The organism is Kribbella sp. NBC_00482, assembly GCF_036013725.1.
Classification (GTDB): Bacteria; Actinomycetota; Actinomycetes; order Propionibacteriales; family Kribbellaceae; genus Kribbella.
Genome location: NZ_CP107881.1, coordinates 4,951,300 through 4,968,387, shown reverse-complemented (window position 1 = coordinate 4,968,387; position 17,088 = coordinate 4,951,300). Strand labels below are relative to the sequence as shown.

General features: G+C 68.1%; 20 protein-coding genes. 11 read left to right on the top strand and 9 right to left on the bottom strand.

The window, feature by feature from the left end; genetic code table 11:
* Window position 1 precedes the first annotated feature (1 nt).
* Window positions 2-757, top strand: a complete 756-nt coding sequence (locus OHB24_RS24370) for an SDR family oxidoreductase (protein WP_327633144.1) — start codon at window positions 2-4, stop codon at window positions 755-757.
* A gap of 23 nt (window positions 758-780) precedes the next feature.
* Window positions 781-1,236 (top strand): MaoC family dehydratase, encoded by a 456-nt coding sequence (locus OHB24_RS24365; protein ID WP_327633143.1) that lies wholly within the window; start codon window positions 781-783, stop codon window positions 1,234-1,236.
* Here the strand turns inward: OHB24_RS24365 and OHB24_RS24360 are convergent.
* On the bottom strand, window positions 1,233-2,117 hold the full coding sequence (locus OHB24_RS24360) for a GNAT family N-acetyltransferase (RefSeq protein WP_327633142.1): 885 nt from the start codon (window positions 2,115-2,117) through the stop codon (window positions 1,233-1,235). The two genes, OHB24_RS24365 and OHB24_RS24360, sit on opposite strands and share 4 nt — an antisense overlap.
* A gap of 91 nt (window positions 2,118-2,208) precedes the next feature.
* Entirely contained in the window at window positions 2,209-3,114 is a 906-nt protein-coding gene (locus tag OHB24_RS24355) for a GNAT family N-acetyltransferase (RefSeq protein WP_327633141.1), read from the bottom strand.
* 248 nt (window positions 3,115-3,362) lie between these two features.
* Between OHB24_RS24355 and OHB24_RS24350 the strand changes: the two genes are divergently transcribed.
* Window positions 3,363-3,893, top strand: coding sequence for a hypothetical protein (locus OHB24_RS24350; RefSeq protein ID WP_327633140.1), 531 nt, complete (start codon window positions 3,363-3,365; stop codon window positions 3,891-3,893).
* Here the strand turns inward: OHB24_RS24350 and OHB24_RS24345 are convergent.
* Window positions 3,884-4,855 carry a helix-turn-helix transcriptional regulator gene (locus tag OHB24_RS24345; RefSeq protein ID WP_327633139.1) on the bottom strand — a complete coding sequence of 324 codons (972 nt, stop codon included), beginning with the start codon at window positions 4,853-4,855 and terminating at the stop codon, window positions 3,884-3,886. The genes OHB24_RS24350 and OHB24_RS24345 overlap by 10 nt on opposite strands.
* A gap of 54 nt (window positions 4,856-4,909) precedes the next feature.
* Here OHB24_RS24345 and OHB24_RS24340 point away from each other — a divergent pair, with 54 nt between their 5' ends.
* Window positions 4,910-5,476: a TIGR03086 family metal-binding protein gene (locus OHB24_RS24340; RefSeq protein WP_327633138.1), complete on the top strand. Its 567-nt coding sequence runs from the start codon at window positions 4,910-4,912 to the stop codon at window positions 5,474-5,476.
* Here OHB24_RS24340 and OHB24_RS24335 read toward each other — a convergent pair.
* The 3 genes from OHB24_RS24335 to OHB24_RS24325 are packed head-to-tail and all read right to left on the bottom strand — an operon-like array spanning window position 5,473 to window position 8,603.
* Window positions 5,473-6,225, bottom strand: a complete 753-nt coding sequence (locus tag OHB24_RS24335) for an SDR family oxidoreductase (RefSeq protein WP_327633137.1) — start codon at window positions 6,223-6,225, stop codon at window positions 5,473-5,475. The genes OHB24_RS24340 and OHB24_RS24335 overlap by 4 nt on opposite strands.
* The gene (locus OHB24_RS24330) at window positions 6,225-7,445 is read right to left on the bottom strand and encodes an acetyl-CoA C-acetyltransferase (protein ID WP_327633136.1); all 1,221 of its coding nucleotides are present in this window, start codon (window positions 7,443-7,445) and stop codon (window positions 6,225-6,227) included. The genes OHB24_RS24335 and OHB24_RS24330 overlap by 1 nt, the downstream gene beginning before the upstream one ends.
* A gap of 12 nt (window positions 7,446-7,457) precedes the next feature.
* On the bottom strand, window positions 7,458-8,603 hold the full coding sequence (locus OHB24_RS24325) for an acyl-CoA dehydrogenase family protein (protein ID WP_327633135.1): 1,146 nt from the start codon (window positions 8,601-8,603) through the stop codon (window positions 7,458-7,460).
* 99 nt (window positions 8,604-8,702) lie between these two features.
* On the opposite strand from OHB24_RS24325, the gene OHB24_RS24320 reads away from it, so the two are divergent.
* Complete coding sequence (locus OHB24_RS24320; protein ID WP_327633134.1) at window positions 8,703-9,302, top strand: TetR/AcrR family transcriptional regulator; 600 nt, start codon at window positions 8,703-8,705, stop codon at window positions 9,300-9,302.
* Here OHB24_RS24320 and OHB24_RS24315 read toward each other — a convergent pair.
* Window positions 9,295-9,921, bottom strand: coding sequence for a Crp/Fnr family transcriptional regulator (locus OHB24_RS24315; RefSeq protein WP_327633133.1), 627 nt, complete (start codon window positions 9,919-9,921; stop codon window positions 9,295-9,297). The two genes, OHB24_RS24320 and OHB24_RS24315, sit on opposite strands and share 8 nt — an antisense overlap.
* Window positions 9,922-9,984: 63 nt before the next feature.
* Between OHB24_RS24315 and OHB24_RS24310 the strand changes: the two genes are divergently transcribed.
* Window positions 9,985-10,710: a sulfite exporter TauE/SafE family protein gene (locus tag OHB24_RS24310; protein WP_327633132.1), complete on the top strand. Its 726-nt coding sequence runs from the start codon at window positions 9,985-9,987 to the stop codon at window positions 10,708-10,710.
* Window positions 10,711-10,721: 11 nt separating this feature from the next.
* A complete protein-coding gene (locus OHB24_RS24305; RefSeq protein WP_327633131.1) occupies window positions 10,722-12,287 on the top strand; it encodes an alpha-amylase family glycosyl hydrolase in 1,566 nt (521 codons plus the stop codon).
* 27 nt (window positions 12,288-12,314) lie between these two features.
* Here OHB24_RS24305 and OHB24_RS24300 read toward each other — a convergent pair whose 3' ends face one another.
* Window positions 12,315-12,884 (bottom strand): YceI family protein, encoded by a 570-nt coding sequence (locus OHB24_RS24300; RefSeq protein WP_327633130.1) that lies wholly within the window; start codon window positions 12,882-12,884, stop codon window positions 12,315-12,317.
* Between the two features lie 149 nt (window positions 12,885-13,033).
* Here OHB24_RS24300 and OHB24_RS24295 point away from each other — a divergent pair, with 149 nt between their 5' ends.
* A complete protein-coding gene (locus OHB24_RS24295; RefSeq protein WP_327641097.1) occupies window positions 13,034-13,492 on the top strand; it encodes a MarR family winged helix-turn-helix transcriptional regulator in 459 nt (152 codons plus the stop codon).
* Here OHB24_RS24295 and OHB24_RS24290 read toward each other — a convergent pair whose 3' ends face one another.
* A complete protein-coding gene (locus OHB24_RS24290; protein ID WP_327633129.1) occupies window positions 13,493-14,848 on the bottom strand; it encodes an FAD-dependent oxidoreductase in 1,356 nt (451 codons plus the stop codon). It lies immediately after the preceding gene.
* A gap of 82 nt (window positions 14,849-14,930) precedes the next feature.
* Between OHB24_RS24290 and OHB24_RS24285 the strand changes: the two genes are divergently transcribed.
* The 3 genes from OHB24_RS24285 to OHB24_RS24275 are packed head-to-tail and all read left to right on the top strand — an operon-like array spanning window position 14,931 to window position 17,088.
* Entirely contained in the window at window positions 14,931-15,377 is a 447-nt protein-coding gene (locus OHB24_RS24285; RefSeq protein ID WP_327633128.1) for a MarR family winged helix-turn-helix transcriptional regulator, read from the top strand.
* A 40-nt stretch (window positions 15,378-15,417) separates the two neighbouring features.
* Window positions 15,418-16,290, top strand: a complete 873-nt coding sequence (locus OHB24_RS24280) for an aminoglycoside phosphotransferase family protein (RefSeq protein ID WP_327633127.1) — start codon at window positions 15,418-15,420, stop codon at window positions 16,288-16,290.
* A 39-nt stretch (window positions 16,291-16,329) separates the two neighbouring features.
* On the top strand, window positions 16,330-17,088 hold the full coding sequence (locus OHB24_RS24275; protein WP_327633126.1) for a hypothetical protein: 759 nt from the start codon (window positions 16,330-16,332) through the stop codon (window positions 17,086-17,088).

Here is a 17,088-nt window from a genome sequence, read left to right as displayed (position 1 = left end):
CGTGAGCGAGCAGCGGGTGGCGATCGTGACCGGGGCGGCCCGGGGAATCGGCGCGGCCGTCGCGCAGCGGCTCGCGGCGGACGGTAACGCCGTCGCGGTCATCGACCTCGACGAAGGCGCCTGCGACGCGACCGTGAAGACGATCACCGAGGCCGGCGGCAAGGCGATCGGCGTCGGCGCCGACGTCAGCAAGTCCGACCAGGTCACGGCGGCGGTCGAGCGGGTGGTCGCGGAGCTCGGCGCGCCGACGATCCTGGTCAACAACGCCGGCGTACTGCGGGACAACCTGCTGTTCAAGATGTCCGAGGACGACTGGGACACGGTCATGTCGGTGCACCTCAAGGGCAGCTTCCTGATGTCGAAGGCCTGCCAGGCGCACATGGTCGAGGCAAAGTACGGACGTCTCGTCTTCCTCTCGTCGACCTCGGCGCTCGGCAACCGCGGTCAGGCGAACTACGCGTCCGCGAAGGCCGGCCTGCAGGGTCTGGCGAAGACGCTCGCGATCGAGCTGGGCAAGTTCGGTGTCACCGCGAACGCGATCGCGCCGGGCTTCATCGAGACCGACATGACCGCGGCCACCGCGGCCCGGGTCGGCGTCGACTTCGAGGAGTTCAAGAAGGCCACCGCCGCCACCATCCCGGTGAACCGGACCGGCAAGCCGGAGGACATCGCCGCCGCGGCGTCGTTCTTCTGCAGCGAGGAGGCCGGCTTCGTGTCCGGCCAGGTCCTGTACGTCGCCGGCGGACCCCGCAACTAACAGGGAACTGAGGAGAAGCCGACATGCCCCAGACGTTCGACGGCGTCGACGAGGTGGTGCACGCAGTCGGCACGCCGCTCGGCGAGACCGCGTGGCTGGAGATCACCCAGGAGCAGGTGAATCAGTTCGCCGACGCGACCGGTGACCACCAGTGGATCCATGTCGACGTCGAGCGGGCCGCCAAGGGTCCGTACGGCGGAACGATCGCGCACGGTTATCTGACGCTGAGCCTGATCGCCCGCTTCGGCGAGGAGCTGTTCAAGGTCGAGGGCGTGACCGCGAAGCTCAACTACGGCGTCAACAAGGTTCGTTTCCCCGCCCCGGTCCCGGTCGGCAGCCGGGTCCGCGCGGGCGCGTCGATCGCGAACGCGGCGCAGACGCCGGCAGGCATCCAGGTTTCTCTCAACTGGGTGATCGAGCTCGAGAACTCCACCAAGCCCGCCTGTGTTGCGGAAACCGTCGTACTGCTGGTTCCTTAAAGCGGGCAGATCAGCACCGCGTGCGTCGCGATGCGTTGGTAGCCGAGCCATTCGTTGACGGCGAGCATCGGCGCGTTGCCGTCGTAGTTGGCGGTGAAGGCACCCCGCACGCCGGCCTCGGCGGCGCGGTGCAGCGCGGCGGTCTTGACCAGCTTGGCGAGGCCGCGACCGCGGTACTCCGGCAGCGTTGACGTCATCCTGGACCAGATCTTGGTGCCGTCGCCGTGGTTGCGGGTGAACGCGATGATCCGGCCCTCGTGCCTGGCGGCGACGCTCACCGCGCGCATCAGGTCCGGTGCGTTCCAGATGTCGGCGAGCCATCCGTCGTACGGCTGGGAGGCGATCTTGGCGTCGCCCGGCTTGGTGCGCTGGGCGACTTCGTCGGCGGCGTGCAGCAACCGCGGATCGACCTCGGTGAACGGGATCAGCTCCACCTTGCTCGGGACCTCGGGAAGGTCTGGCGCCTTGCGCGGGTCGATGCCCGCGTAGTGCACCTGCCGGGTCTGCCGGTAACCGAACCGCGCCGCCCACTCCACGCTGCTCGGGTCGGCGAAAACCCGCGCCGACGTGGCTCCCGCCGACCGCAGACCGGCGTGAATCTCCTCGAGCAGCCGCGCGCCGATCCCCTGGCCGCGGCTCTCCTGCCGGACCAGCAACCGCAGCTCGCCGTCCAGCGGGTCCGATCCGCCGATCAGTCCGCTCGACGCCCAGCCCACCAGACCACCGTCGTCCACTGCCACGAACGAACCGCGCCCGTCACCGGCCGGCGTCGCCAGCCGGCGGGTCAACCCACTGCGCGTGATCACCAAATACGGAACGAGTGCGTCGTGCATCGCCACCGCTGCGTCGACATCCCCCGGACCCGCTGCCCTGATCTCCATCCGAACTCCTTGGGAACTTCAACGACGAAGTCCCCCGGAAGGTAACGTTTTTTCAGGTGCATACCGGAAGGAAACTGATTACAGCTCTGTTTCAGAGGGTTCTGAGCAGGACCAGCTCGGTCTGCACCCGCCGGTATCCGAGCCAGTTGTTGATGGCAAGCATCGGGCCGTTCTCGTCGTCGTTCGACGTGTACGCCGACGTGATCCCGGCGGCCGCCGCGCGCCGTAGAGCGACCGACTTCACCAGCTTCGCCAGCCCTCTCCCGCGGTACCCGGGAACGGTGCCGGTCATGCCCGACCACATCCGATCACGGTCCGTCTCGACGACGGTGAACGCCGCCATCTCGTCACCGGCCATCGCCGCGACACTGAGCGCCTTGTCCATCGCCGGGTTGTTCCAGATCTCCTCGACCCACCGGTCGTACTCGATCGAGTCCATCGGCATGTCGGTGGGCTCGTCCAGCGACGCGACCGTATCGGCGGTGTACGCCGCGTGCGGGTCCACGCTTTCGAAGGCGACGAGTTCGATCCCCTCGGGCGTCTCCGGCTGGTCGGGCAACGACGTCAACTCGACGCCGGAGTAGTGCATCTGCCGCGTCCCGTCGTACCCGAGGTTGCGGGCGAACTCCAGGCCGTCCGGGTGGACGAACACCTGGACCCGGACCGCGCCGACCTCGGTCAGGTGCTGGTGCAGTCGCTCGGCCAACTGACTGCCGATGCCCTGGCTGCGATGGCCGGGATGCACGAAGACGGTCAGATGGCTCTGACCCGGCTCGCTCGTCCACACGCTCAGTCCGGCCGCACCCCACCCGACCACCTCGCCGTCGGCCTCCGCGACCAAAGGCAAGAACCGCTCCTCCGGCGCCGCCACGGTGATGAAGTGGCGCGTAGCGGCCGGAGACATCGCCTTGTACGGGTACACGACTCGCCTGACCTCCGACACCGCCTCCGCGTCGTCCACCACGGCCTGCCGTACCACCACCGCCCGGGTCCTCATGCTCCCGGACCTTAGCCAGCACGCCGTACCCACGCCACGCATTAACAACCAGCAACGCGATCGCAACAGCGGCGAGCGTCTCGTGATTCGGCTGTGTAGCGGAGTCGTACTAAAGTGGCGCGGTGCTGTCGGACTGATCGCCCCGACCGCCGGAAGTGCCATCGTGGTTCCACGCGACGGGGTCACCGGCGGCGGGGCGTCCGACTTTGCGCTTGACCTCCCGCAGGCGTCAGGCGTAAACAGCCACCATGCAGATGACAGACGGAGCGGCAGCCGCCCGCACCCTCGCCGGCCTGATGGTCGCCGACGCCCCGCGCCCCGAGTACGCCGACGCGTTCCGCCCGTTCGCACCGCTGATCGGCAGCTGGGACCTCGACGTCGCCTGGTACGACGACAGCGGGGCGATCACCCGGCAGACGAAGGGTGAGTGGCACTTCGCCTGGGCGCTCGACGGCCGCGCGGTCGCGGACGTCTGGATCACCCCGAGCCGGGTCGCGCGGGCGACGGACGGCGACGGCGAGTGGGGGTTGTCGGTTCGCATCTACGATCCGGAGCTGCAGGCGTTCCGCTCGACCTGGATGGGGCCGAAGGCGGCGTTCGTGATGCCGTTCATCGCCCACGCGAGCGCGGACACCATCACCCTCGAATCACAGATCGCCAACACCCGCTGGGAATTCACCGGTATCACCCCGACCGGCTTCCACTGGCGCAACGAGGACCTCGATGCCGAGGGCAACGTCATTCTGCGCCAGACTTTCGTGGCCACCCGTCAGCCGTAGGTCGCCAGCGCGGCCTGGGCCAGCTCCAGCATCCGGGCGCGCAGGTCGTCTGGTTCGAGCACCTCCAGGTCGCCCGCGAATCCGAGCAGTACGCCGCACGCCGCCTCCCGGACCCGGAAGTGCAACCGCAGGTGCGGCCACTCGTCATCGGACTGTACGTCGCGCGCCACCTCCCCTTTCGCGAGCATCGGTGAGGCGATGCGCCGGATCAGCTCCACCTTCTCCGGCCGTACCCGGACCAGTACGTCGACTCCGACGGGTACCTGCCGCTCGAGTCCGGACCGCAGCCGCTCCCACTCGGCACGCACGTCCAACCCGTCGGGCCGTTCCGCCGCCTCTTCGAGTACGTCGGCCTGCTCGACCCGAGACACCCGGTACATGCGCGCCGCCCCGCGATGCGCCGCCACCAGGTACCACCGCCCCGCCTGCTCGACGAGCCCCCACGGGTCCACAGTTCGTTGCTGGACGCCCTCACTCGCCGACGCGTACCGCAGTCGTACCCGTCGCCGCTTGACGACGGCCTGCCGCAGTACGGGCAACGCACCGGTGTCCTCAGCCTCTGCGAACCACCGCCGCCGGTCCACGACGATCGCACCGGACAACGCGTCCGCGTCCCCCTGCAGCTCCACAGGCAGCGTCGCGGACAGCTTCCCCATCGCAGAGTGCAGCGCGTCCTGCAGCCCGAGCTCCTCCGACAACGCCGCCCGTCCCGACCACGCGAACAACGCCTGCGCCTCCCGCGGCGTCAGCTCACTCACGTCGGCGCGGTACCCGGGCAGCAACACGCAGCCCCCGTTACGCCCCCTCTCGGAGTACACCGGTACGCCGGCCGCGGACAACGCCTCCATGTCGCGCATGACCGTCCGCGACGACACCTCCAGCCGCTCAGCCAGGTCCCGCGCGCTCAACCGCTCATGCCGCTGCAGCAACAGGATGATCTGCAACAACCGGTCCGCTCGCATGCCGCCAACAATATGGGACAGAAGATGTCGTATATACCCCTGGAAGCTGTCTCCATGACCAACGACCCACGCGCGCTGTTCGTCCGCGCTCTCGACCAGACCCAGCATCTCGTCAACACGACCGGGCCCGACGACCTCGACCTACCGACTCCCTGCGACGAGTACGACGTCCGCACCCTGCTGGGCCACCTGCTGACCGTCGTCGCGCGCATCGACCTCGCCTTGAACGGCGGCGACCCGCTGACCATCCCCGGCGTCACCACAGGCGTCGACGACGTACCGGCTGCTTGGAAGGAACGCCGCGTCGCTCTGGACACCACCCTCGCCGACGACGCCGTACTCGGCCAGATCTGCAAACTGCCGTGGGGCACCCTGCCCGGCGCATCTGCGATCGCTGCGTACACAGGTGAGCTCACCACGCACTCGTGGGACCTGGCGAAGGCCACTGGGCGTCTCAACGAGCTGGACGACGCTGTGGCGACACAGGTGCTTCCGATGGTGCGCCAGTCCATCCCGGCCGAGCAGCGCGGCGGACACGTGCCGTTCGGCCCGGTAGTGCAGGTGCACGCCGACGCGTCGCCGTACGACCAGCTGGCCGCCTGGCAGGGCCGCCAGCCCTAGGCGATCCCGCCGTTCAGCATCAGGCCGCCGTCGATGGTGATGGTCTGGCCGGTGATCCACGACGCCTCGTCGGACAGCAGGAACCACACCAGCGAGGCGACGTCCTCCGGCCGGCCCAGCCGACGCAGTGGGTACGTCGCCGCGACCTTGTCCTCACGCCCTTCGTAGAGCGCTCCGGCGAACTTGGTCTTGACCACTGCCGGAGCCACGGCGTTCACCCGGATCTCAGGAGCCAGCTCGACGGCCAGCTCCTGGGTGACCCGGGACAGCATCGCCTTGGTCGCGCCGTACCACCCGATGCCCGGCGACGGCCCCAGCCCGGCCACCGAGGACAGGTTGACCACGGCACCGCCGTGGGCGCGCATCCACGCGTCCCGGCAGGCCTTCACCCAGGCGATCGCGGCCAGCACATTGGTGTCCACCATCTTGGCCGCGACCATCTGGTCGACGTCCAGCAGCTTCCCGTAGATCGGGTTGATGCCGGCGTTGTTCACCAGCAGATCCACCGACCCGTACGTCGCCACCGCTGCGGCCACGACCGCGCCCCGGTGCGTCGGGTCGGCCGCCTTGCCTGCCACGGCCAGCGCGTGCTTCCGGCCGCCCAAGGTCTTGACCGCCTCGTCGAGGGTCTCCTGGGTCCGGCCGGTGATGACGACGCGGGCGCCGTCGGCCACCAGGCGCTGCGCGATCGCCAGCCCGATACCTCGGGAGGCTCCGGTGACGATCGCTGTCCGGCCGTCCAGCGCCATCAGCTGAGGCGCTCGAGAACGATCGCCATGCCCTGACCGCCGCCGACGCACATCGTCTCGAGACCGAACTGCTTGTCCTCGAACTGCAGACCGTTGACCAGCGTGGTCATGATCCGCGCGCCGGTCGACCCGAACGGGTGGCCGAGCGCGATCGCGCCGCCGTGCACGTTCAGCTTGTCCTCGTCGATGCCGAGCTCACGCGCCGACCCGATCACCTGGACCGCGAACGCCTCGTTGATCTCGACCAGGTCGATGTCGCCGATGCTCATCCCGGCCCGCGCCAGCGCCTGCTTCGACGCCTCGACCGGACCGAGGCCCATGATCTCCGGCGACAGCCCGCTGACACCGGTCGACACGATCCGCGCCAGCGGCGTCAGGCCGAGCTCGCGCGCCTTGGTGTCGCTCATGATCACGACCGCGGCGGCGCCGTCGTTCAGCGGGCAGCAGTTGCCGGCCGTCACGGTGCCGTCGGGGCGGAACACCGGCTTCAGCTGGCTGACCTTCTCCAGCGTCGTACCGGCCCGCGGCCCGTCGTCCTTGCTCACCACGGTCCCGTCCGGCAGCGTCACCGGCGTGATCTCGCGCTCGAAGAACCCGTTGTCGATCGCCTTCTCGGCCAGGTTCTGCGAGCGGACGCCGAAGACGTCCTGGTCCGCGCGGCTGATGCCCCGCAGGGTCGCCACGTTCTCGGCGGTCTGGCCCATCGAGATGTAGATGTCCGGGATCAGCCCGTCCTGGCGCGGGTCGTGCCAGGTGTCGTTGGTCTCGGCGTACTTCTCGGTCCGCGCGACCGCGTCGGTGAAGGCCTCGTTGAACGAGCTCGGGTCGCCGACCCCGGCCGAGCCGAAGTTCTTGTACCGCGAGACGCACTCGACGCCGGCGCTGACGAAGATGTCGCCCTCGCCGGACTTGATCGCGTGGTACGCCATCCGCGCGGTCTGCGTCGACGACGCGCAGAACCGGTTGACCGTGGTCGCCGGCGTGTTGTCCCAGCCGAGCTGGACCGCGACCCGGCGCGCCATGTTGCCGCCGTGCTCGTCGTGCGGCTCCGCGCAGCCGAGCGCCAGGTCCTCGATCTGGTCGCCGGTCAGCCCGACCTTGTCGACCGCCGCCTTGATCATCTGTACGGCGAGGTCGTCCGGCCGGATCGTGGTCAGCGACCCCTTGTGCGCACGCCCGATCGGCGACCGCGCCGTGGACACGATGACTGCTTCAGGCACAGCTGTTCCCTTCTACAGGCCGAGGTCGCGGCCGATGAGTTCCTTCATGATCTCGTTCGAGCCGGCCCAGATCTTGGTCACGCGGGCGTCGCGCCAGGCGCGGGCGACCCGGTACTCGTTCATGTAGCCGTACCCGCCGTGCAGCTGGACGCACGCGTCCAGGACTTCGTTCTGCACGTGGGCGCTCCACCACTTGGTCTTCGCGGCATCCACCGCGGACAGCCTGTCCTCGTCGTGCGCGACCACGCCGTTGTCGACGTACGCCTGCGTGACCTCGACCTTGGTGACGAGCTCGGCGATGAGGAACTTGTTGTACTGGAACGAGCCGACGGACTGGCCGAAGGCCTTGCGCTGCTTCACGTACTCGATCGTCTCGTCGAGGATCTGGGTCGCGTGCGCGATGTTCGACACTGCGGCGCCGATGCGCTCCTGGGCCAGCCGCTCCATCATGTGGATGAAGCCGCGGTCGATCTCACCGAGCACGTTGTCGTCACTGACGAACAGGTCCTCGAAGAACAGCTCCGACGTACCCGACTCGGTCTGGCCGACCTTGTCCAGCTTCCGGCCGCGGGCGAAGCCCTCCATGCCCTCCTCGACCACGAACAGCGTGATGCCCTTCGCGCCCTTGGACGGGTCGGTCCGGGCGGCGACGATGACGAGGTCGGCCATGTCGCCGTTCGTGATGAAGGTCTTCGAGCCGTTCAGCACCCAGCCGCCGTCGGCCTTCTTCGCGGTCGTCTTCAGCGCGGCGAGGTCGGAGCCGCCCGACGGCTCGGTCATCCCGATCGCGGCGACGTACTCACCGGAGCAGAACTTGGGCAGCCAGCGCTGCTTCTGCTCCTCGGTGCCGAGGTCGACGAAGTACGGCGCGGCGCAGTCGTAGTGGATGCCGAAGCAGCTCGACAGCGACGCGGAGACCTTCGACACCTCCTCGGCGAAGACCTGGTTGAACCGGTAGTCGCCGACGCTCGAACCGCCGTACTCCTCCGGCACGTCCAGTCCGAGGAATCCCTGCTTGCCGGCCTCCAGCCAGGCGGCGCGGTCGATCGTCTTCTCTTCGAGGAACTGATCCATCCGCGGCACCAGCGAGCGCTCGCAGTACTCCTTGGCGCTGGCTCGGAATGCGTGGTGGTCCTCGTTGAAGATGACGCGATCCATCTAGGCCTCCCCAAGGCGTGAGATCTGTGGCGCTGTGTTGCATTTATCGCGATCGCTAAGCGCTTGCTTAGCTTCACGCGTTTGGTGCAAGGTGTCAACGTGTCCGCAGTCACCGATCCCCTGGTGTGGGAGCACGTTCAGCCGGCCGCAGCCCGCCGGCTGCTGACCGGCGCCGTCGACGCGTTCGCGGAACGCGGTTACCAGGCCACGACGACCCGCGACATCGCATCCCGTGCCGGGATGAGCCCGGCCGCCTTGTACGTGCACTATTCGTCCAAGGAACGCCTGCTCTTCGAGATCAGCCTGTACGGCCACAACGCAGCCCTGGACGTACTGCGTTCCGCCGACACCGGCCCGACCCCCGCCGACCGCCTGCGTTCACTGGTCGCCGCCTTCACCGCCTGGCACGCGCAACACCACACGATCGCGCGCGTGGTCCAGTACGAGCTGGCAGCGTTGAGCCCCGAACACCTGGCCGAGGTCGCGACGATCCGCCGCGCCATCTCCGCCCAGATCGAGCAGGTACTGGCAGACGGCGTACAGGACGGCTCCTTCGCCGTCTCCGATCTGCCCGGCACGACCCTCGCCGTACTCTCGCTGTCCATCGACGTAGCCCGCTGGTACACGCCCCACCGCGGCGACCCGGAAGCCCTGGGCAAGGTCTACGCAGACCTGGCCCACCGCATGGTGCTCAGCTGAGCCGGATGGTCCGTCCACGCATGCTGATCTGGCCGTCGTCGATCAGCTGATGTAGCGCCCGGCTGACGGTCACCCGTGTGAGCCCGAGCTCGTCCGCCAAACCGGCCTGCCCGTCCGGGAGCCGCACGGCCCCAGAGGGATCGGCCAGCGACCGAAGCCGTTGCAGAACCCGCACCTGAGCGCTGTCCGTCGCCGCAGTCAGGTAGTCGCCACGCGCTTGATTGGCCTGTGTCGCCAGGTGTCGCGCAGCCTGCAGCGCAACCGACGCCTCGGTCTGCAGCAACTCCCCGAAGACCTCACGTGGCAGGTTACGCACGACCGCATCCGCCAAGACCGTCCAGGTGAACAGGTGGGAGTCTCCAGCGATCGCAGTGGCCTTGTCGATCACCACCGGCGCCTCGTCGGTGCGGATGTGAGCCTGGCGGCCGGACTCGGCGTGCCGATAGGCGGCGACCCGCCCGGCGTGTACGACGAAGAGGCGGTCGACTGGCTCGCCCTCGACAGCCAGGACAGTCCCCCGCGGGACCTGCCGGACGCTGCTCAGCTGCTCGAGCTTGCAACACACCTCAGGAGCGAGGGCAGCGAACAGCGGGACGTCAGCCAACCGGTAGTCGGTCACAGACCCATTCTGATGTATCAGCTGATACAGACGGTCTGCCGCGTCTTCCCTAGCGTCCTCTGCGTGCAGCAATCCCTCGCAGCGATAGCCGTTGTGCTCGTGATCAGTGCAGGCCTGCAGTCGAGCACGGGCTTCGGGTTCGCCCTTCTGAGCGCTCCCGTGCTGTCCGCGCTACTCGGACCGGTGCAGGCCGTCACCACCATCACCATCGTCGGTGCCGTGGTCGACAGCCTGACGCTCTTCGGCAACCGCGATCGCCCGCAGCCGGCACTGGCCGACCTGCGCGTCATCTGCCTCTCCGCAGTCCCCGGCCTGGTTCTTGGAGCAGTGCTGCTGGCACGGCTGCCCACAAGAGTGCTGCAGGTGGCCATCGCGGCCAGCGTCGTCGTAGCGATCGTCCACCGCCTACGGCGCCGCCGGATCGTAGTGAACAGCCGCTGGCTCGGTCCGGCCGCAGGGGTCACCTGGGGCGCCTTGACCGCAGCAACAACGGCAGGTGGCCCGCCACTGCTGCTCTACCTGATGCACCGTCACGACGACGCCAGGACGATCCGCGACACCATCGTCGCCGCCAACCTGATCCGGCTGCCGCTTTCGCTCGCTCTGCTCGGCCTCACCGGCACCTGGCACCCACCGCCCGGTGTCCCGATCCTCATCGCCGCAGGCGTGTGTGGTTGGGCCCTCGGCAAGCTCGTCTTCCGACTCCTCACACCCGCCCGCTACGAGACCGCATTGCTCACCCTGCTCGCACTGACCGCCGCAGCAACGGTTGCTGCGGCCCTCCAATGAAACAGGTGTTCATGACCGATCAACCGTGGTGGCAGACCGGCGCGATCTACCAGATCTACCCACGATCATTTGCCGACAGCAACAATGACGGCGTCGGCGACCTGGCCGGAATCACCGCCCGCCTCGGCTACCTGGCCGACCTCGGTGTCTCCGCCATCTGGCTGTCCCCGTTCTACCCATCACCGATGGACGACTTCGGGTACGACGTGACCGACCACACCGGCGTCGATCCGCTGTTCGGGTCCGTCGCCGACGCGATCGAACTCATCGAGACCGCGCACCGGCACGGGCTCCGGGTCCTCGTCGACTTCATCCCGAACCACACTTCTCACCGGCACCCCTGGTTCGAGGCTTCGCGCTCCAGCCGTGATCACACGGACTGGTACTACTGGCGCTCCCCCGCGCCCGACGGCGGCCCGCCGAACAACTGGCTGTCGCTCTTCGGCGGCTCAGCCTGGACCTTCGACGCCGATCGTGGTGAGTACTACTACCACGCCTACCTCCCCGAGCAGCCGGACCTCAACTGGCGCAATCCAGCAGTCCGCAAGGCGCAGTACGACGTACTTCGCACCTGGTTGGGTCGTGGTGTCGATGGGTTCCGCATCGACGCGTTCCGGCAACTGCTGATGGATCCGGACTGGCGCGACAATCCCGTGAACCCGGACTGGCGCCCTGGCGACGACCCGTACCTCTCGCTGCTCCCGATCCACTCCACCGACCAGCCCGACATCCTGGACGTCATCACCGAGCTACGAGCGGTGCTGGGTGAGCGTGTACTCACGGCCGAGCTCTATCTACCCTTCGACAAGCTGGCGCGCTACCACCGCGCAGGCATCCAACTGCCGTCCAACACCCACCTGCTCTCAACCCCATGGACCCCTGCGGCGATCGCCCGCCTGGTCGAGGAGTACGAGCAATGCCTCCCGGCAGACGCCTGGCCGAACTGGACGACGGGCAATCACGACCGGAGCCGGATCGCCACCCGAGTCGGCCCTGCCCAGGCGCGGATCGCGGCCATGCTGCTACTCACCCTGCGCGGCACGCCGATCCTGTACTACGGCGAAGAGCTCGGCATGCGCGACATCGCGATCCCCGACTCACAAGTCCAGGACCCGCTGGCCCGCCGGCTACCGGACCAGGCGATGGGCCGCGACCCGCAACGTACGCCGATGCGCTGGACCCCCACGCCACACGTCGGCTTCTGCCCAGACCACGTCACCCCGTGGCTACCGACCGAGCCCCATCCGCCGGGCGCCGACGTCGCGTCACAGCAGACCGCGCCCAACTCGATGCTGACCCTCTATCGCTCACTCCTACGACTCAGGCAGACGCCCGCGCTCCGATCCGGGTCGTACCGGACGGTGTCGGTCTCGGACGGCGTCCTGGTCTTCGAACGCCGCGCCACCGACAACGTCGTACTGGTCGCCCTGAACTTCTCCGGCAGCAGCCGGCCGATCACGCTGCCCAGCACGGCCCGGGTCTTGCTGTCGACCCATCCGCTGGCAGACGCGTCGGCCAGCGTCCTACGCCCGAACGAAGGACTCGTGGTCGCAGACGAAAGGCCCCGCACCTCGTGAGGTGCGGGGCCTTTCGGAGTGCCTGGATCAGGCCTGCAGTGCAGCCTGGACGTCGAGGTGGATGTCCACCTTGTCACCGATCAGCAGCTTGCCGCCCTCGAGCGGCACGTTGAAGTCGATGCCCCACTCCTTGCGGCTGATCGACGCGGAGGCCTCGAAGCCGATGATGGTCTGGCCGTAGGCGTTCTGCTCGACGCCGAGGAACTCGACTCCGAGCTCGATCGGCTTCGTGACGTCCTTGATGGTCAGCTCGCCGGCCAGGACGTAGTCGTCGCCCTCGGGCTTGATCGCGGTGCTGACGAAGGTCATCTTCGGGCTGTTCTCGGCGTCGAAGAAGTCGCCGGAGCGCAGGTGACCGTCGCGCTGCTCGTTGCGGGTGTGGACCGAGCCCAGCTCGATCGTGACGTTGGTCGTGGAGTCCTCGATCGAGTCCTTGACGACGATCTCGCCGCCGAACTCCTGGAACGTGCCGCGAACCTTGGTCATCAGGTGCCGGACGGTGAAGCCGACCTCGCTGTGCGCGGTGTCGAGGGCGTACGTGCCGGCGACCAGGCCGGGGATGGTGCTGGTCGGGGTGCCGGTGGTGGTGTCGCTCATGGGGTCCTCTCGGGAAGGGGGGCGTACTGGTCGGGGGCGACGCAGCCGTTATAGTTAAAACTTCAACCGATGACTACGACAGTAGGCAGTAACGGTTTAAAAGTCAACTACATTCCCGCTACACTGTTCCCGTGACGATGGAGACTGAGATGGACCGGGGGACTCGGTGGCTCAACGCCGAGCAGCAGGTCGCGTGGCGCGCGTACCTGTTGGGCACCGCACGCCTGATGGCCAAACTCGACGACGACCTGCGCCAGTTCGGACTCGGCATCAACGACTACGAGATCCTGGTCCGGCTCTCCGAGGCGCCCGACCGGCGGCTCCGGATGGCCGACCTGGCCGACCGGCTGCACCAGAGCCGGTCCCGCCTGACGCATACCGTCGGCCGCCTCGAGGCCGCCGACCTGGTCCGCCGTACGTCGTGCACGAGCGACAAGCGCGGCGTCTGGGCCGAACTGACCGACGCGGGCTTCGGCCTGCTCGAGCAGGCCGCGCCGTACCACGTCGACGGCGTCCGGGAGAACCTGGTCGACCTGGTGAGCCCCGAGGACTTCGCCGCCGTCGGCCGCGTGTTCGACGCCGTCTCCGAACACATCGGCCAGCGCTAGTCAGGCCTGCGTGATCTCCAGGGTCAGCTCGTCGCGGTCGGCGCCGCGGTAGGTCATCATCTGGTCGCGCATCCGGCGCTTGGCCGGCGGCAGGTGATTGACGGTGCGCATCGCCGTACGCAGGCCTGCCAGCGCCAGCCGGCCGACCCCCGGCTTGTGCATCGGGTCGTCGGACGTCATCTGCGAGCGCGACTTGAGCACCGCGTCGAAGCCGTACTCGATCATCCGGGCCTCGTAGTCATGCACGGCCGGGACGAGCTCTTGCTTGCCGTCACGTACGTCGATCAACTTCCGGCACAGGTTCACGGCGTCGCGGAGTGCGGTGTTCGCGCCGACTCCGCGACCGGGCGTCATGGTGTGGATCGCATCCCCGAGCAAAGTGACGTTGCTGCTCTCCCACGGATCGAGCGGGACCGAGGTCCAGATGTTCACCGGGAAGCAGGTGCCCGGATCGGTCAGCTCGAACAGCCGGCGCAGGTTCGGGTGCCAGCCGGGCGTCACGTCCAGCGCCGTCTGGATCAGCTCCGCGCCACGGAGCTCCATGATGTTCGCGGGCAGTTTGTCCTTGGCCGCCGAGAGTCCCCAGTTGATGTAGTCGCGGGTGTTGTCGAACTGCAGTCCTGGCCAGTGCCGGATCAGCTCCTCGGTGTTGCCGCCGATCCCGTCCTTGACGTTCCCGTCGTGGTCCCACTGGAACTCCATCACGTGCACGATGCAGCCGAACCCACGCGGCGCATTGACCAACGAGATCCCCTCGAACACCTTCGGCGGCAGGAGTTTCGCGCTCTCCTCGGTGATCGGGAGCTTGCCGGCGATCCCCACGATCCCGGTCTCCTCGGTCCTCGCCTGCGGCAGGTACTGACGGCGTACCCGGGATCCTGATCCGTCGGCGGCGACCAGGAGATCGCCGGTGGCGCTCGTACCGTCGGCGAAGTACGCCGTCACGCGGTCTTCGTGCTGCTCGAAGCGGGTGAAGTCCTTGCCGAACTCCACGATGCCGTCGAGGCCGGTCAGCAGCACCTGACGCAGGGTCATCCGGCTGATCGACTTCTCACTCTCCACCGGGTCGGTCACCTCCGGCAGCTCCAGCGAGAGCAGTTCCTTCAGATCCTCGGTCAGCATGTTGAAGTACTTCGGGTCGCGCGCCTTCGTGGCCACGAACGTGTCGTAGAGCTCCTTCGGCAGCAGCGCGTGCAGCGCCCGGCTGCCGTCCGGGTCGATCCCGACCCGGTAACCGTGCAGACCGTCCGTCCGCAGCACGTCGCGCTCGAACACGGACACCTCGATCCCGGCCCGCTGCAGTCCGTGCGCCAAGGCGAGCCCGCCGGTCCCGCCGCCGATTACCAGCACCTTCATGATCTCTCGCCTTCTCAAGTATCTTGGAACTCCGAGTATCTTGGACAACCGAGAGAAATGCAAGCTCTATGCTGAGGTGGCCATGACCAGTTCCAGAGAAGAGCTCGCCGGCGAGATCCAGCAGCGGATGGTTCGGTTCATCGCCGGTGTGGTGCTGTTCAACCACGCGGTCTCCGCGAAGGTCGGCCTCGGCGCCAGCGACTCCCAGTTCATGACGCTGCTGCAGACCTACGGCCCGATGACGCCCCGGCAACTCGCCGAGCACACCGGCCTGACGTCGGGCACGGTGACCGGCGTGATCGACCGGCTGGAGTCGCACGGTTTCGTCACCCGGGAGTCCGATCCGCGTGATCGCCGCAAGGTCGTCGTCACGCCGTCACTGGAGGCGATCCAGGAGAAACTGGTGCCGTTGTACGTCGAGCAGGGCGAGAGCATGCACGCCGTACTGGCGACCCGCTCCGTCGACGAACTGAAGACGATCTCGGACTTCCTCAAGGACGCAGTCGACAACGCTGTAGTCCTGGACTAAACACTTTGAGACCGCAGGCAGGTTTCGGGACGCTTGCGCGATGACGGATTTCCATCAGGACGGCCGTGCCGGCATCGACGCAGATCTGGTCCGGCGATTGATCGCACAGCAGTTCCCGCAGTGGGCCGATCTGCCGGTGACGCCGGTCAAGATCGACGGCTGGGACAACCGGACGTACCGGCTCGGCTCCGGGCTGACCGCGCGGCTACCGACGCACTCGAGCTACGTGGCCGCCGTCGACAAGGAGCACCAGTGGCTGCCGGTCCTCGGCCCGCAACTGCCGGTCGAGATTCCCGAAGCGGTGGCCAAGGGTGCGCCCGGTGAGGGATATCCGTATCCGTGGGCGATCCGGCGGTGGATCCCGGGCGAGACCGCAACGGTCGAGACCATTGCCGATCTGGACGAGTTCGCACGGTCGATCGCGGCGTTCGTCCTGGCGTTGCAGGGCATCGACGCGACCGGTGGACCACTCGCCGGTGCGCACAGCTTCCATCGCGGCGCACCGCCGGAGTACTACCACGACGAGACACTCGAGGCCCTCGCCGTACTCAAGGGCCGAATCGACACCGACCTTGCGCGTGAGGTGTGGGACGCGGCCCTGGCGACGGCATGGGATCGGCCGCCGGTGTGGTTCCACGGCGACATCGCCAACGGCAACCTCCTGGTCCAGGACGGCCACCTGTCCACCGTGATCGACTTCGGCACGTCGGGTGTCGGCGACCCCGCCTGCGACCTGGTCATCGCCTACACGTTCTTCTCCGGCTCGTCCCGCGCCGCGTTCCGGGACGCTGTCGACCAAGACCCGGGCACGTGGGCCCGGGCCCGCGGCTGGACCCTCTGGAAGGCCCTCATCACCGAGGACCTGCGAGTCATCGACAACGTTTTGACCGACTACCAGACTCAAACGGGCTAGCACGCAGACGCGGGTGCTCGTCAGCGCTACCGTCGGAAGATGTGGTGGCTGCTGACCGCCTTGGGGGGCGGAGGGCTAGCACTCGCGGGCAGGTACCTCTGGGACCGACGAGCCGCACGACGCGGTGACGCAGAGGAACTGGAGGAGATCCGCAAGCTGGCCGATGAGGACGTGACGCTGCTCGGCGAGGAGCTGCGGCGGCTGGACACGCAGGTCGAAGGGCACCCGCTCGACCCGGACGCGCGGTCGGACTACCAGGTCGCACTCGACGCGTACGAGGCGGCGCAGCGGGCCGTCAAGGGGATCCGAAACGCCGACGGGATCAGCTCGGTCACGGACACCTTGGCGACGGGGCGCTACGCGATCACCTGCGTCCAGGCGCGCATGCAGGGCGTACCCGTGCCGGAGCGGCGGGTGCCGTGCTTCTTCAACCCGCAGCACGGGCCGTCGACGGTCGACCTCGTCTGGACCCAACCGAAGGTCGGCACCCGGACCGTACCGGCGTGTGCCCAGGACGCCGCCCGCATCCGCTCCGGGGACGAGCCGGAGGTCCGCTACGTCCGGTACGGCAGCCGCCTGGTCCCGTACTGGGAGGCCGGCGCCGCAATCACGCCGTACGGCTTGGGGTACTTCGCAGCTGGTGCGGGCGCGAGCTACATCGCGCTCGCCAGTTTCCAGGCGCAGAGTGGCGCGATCGGCGGATGGGGAGACACAGGCGGACACTTCGGCGGCTTCGACGGGGGCGGCGGTTTCGACGGTGGTGGCTTCGACGGCGGAGGGGGCGGCGGCGACGGCTGA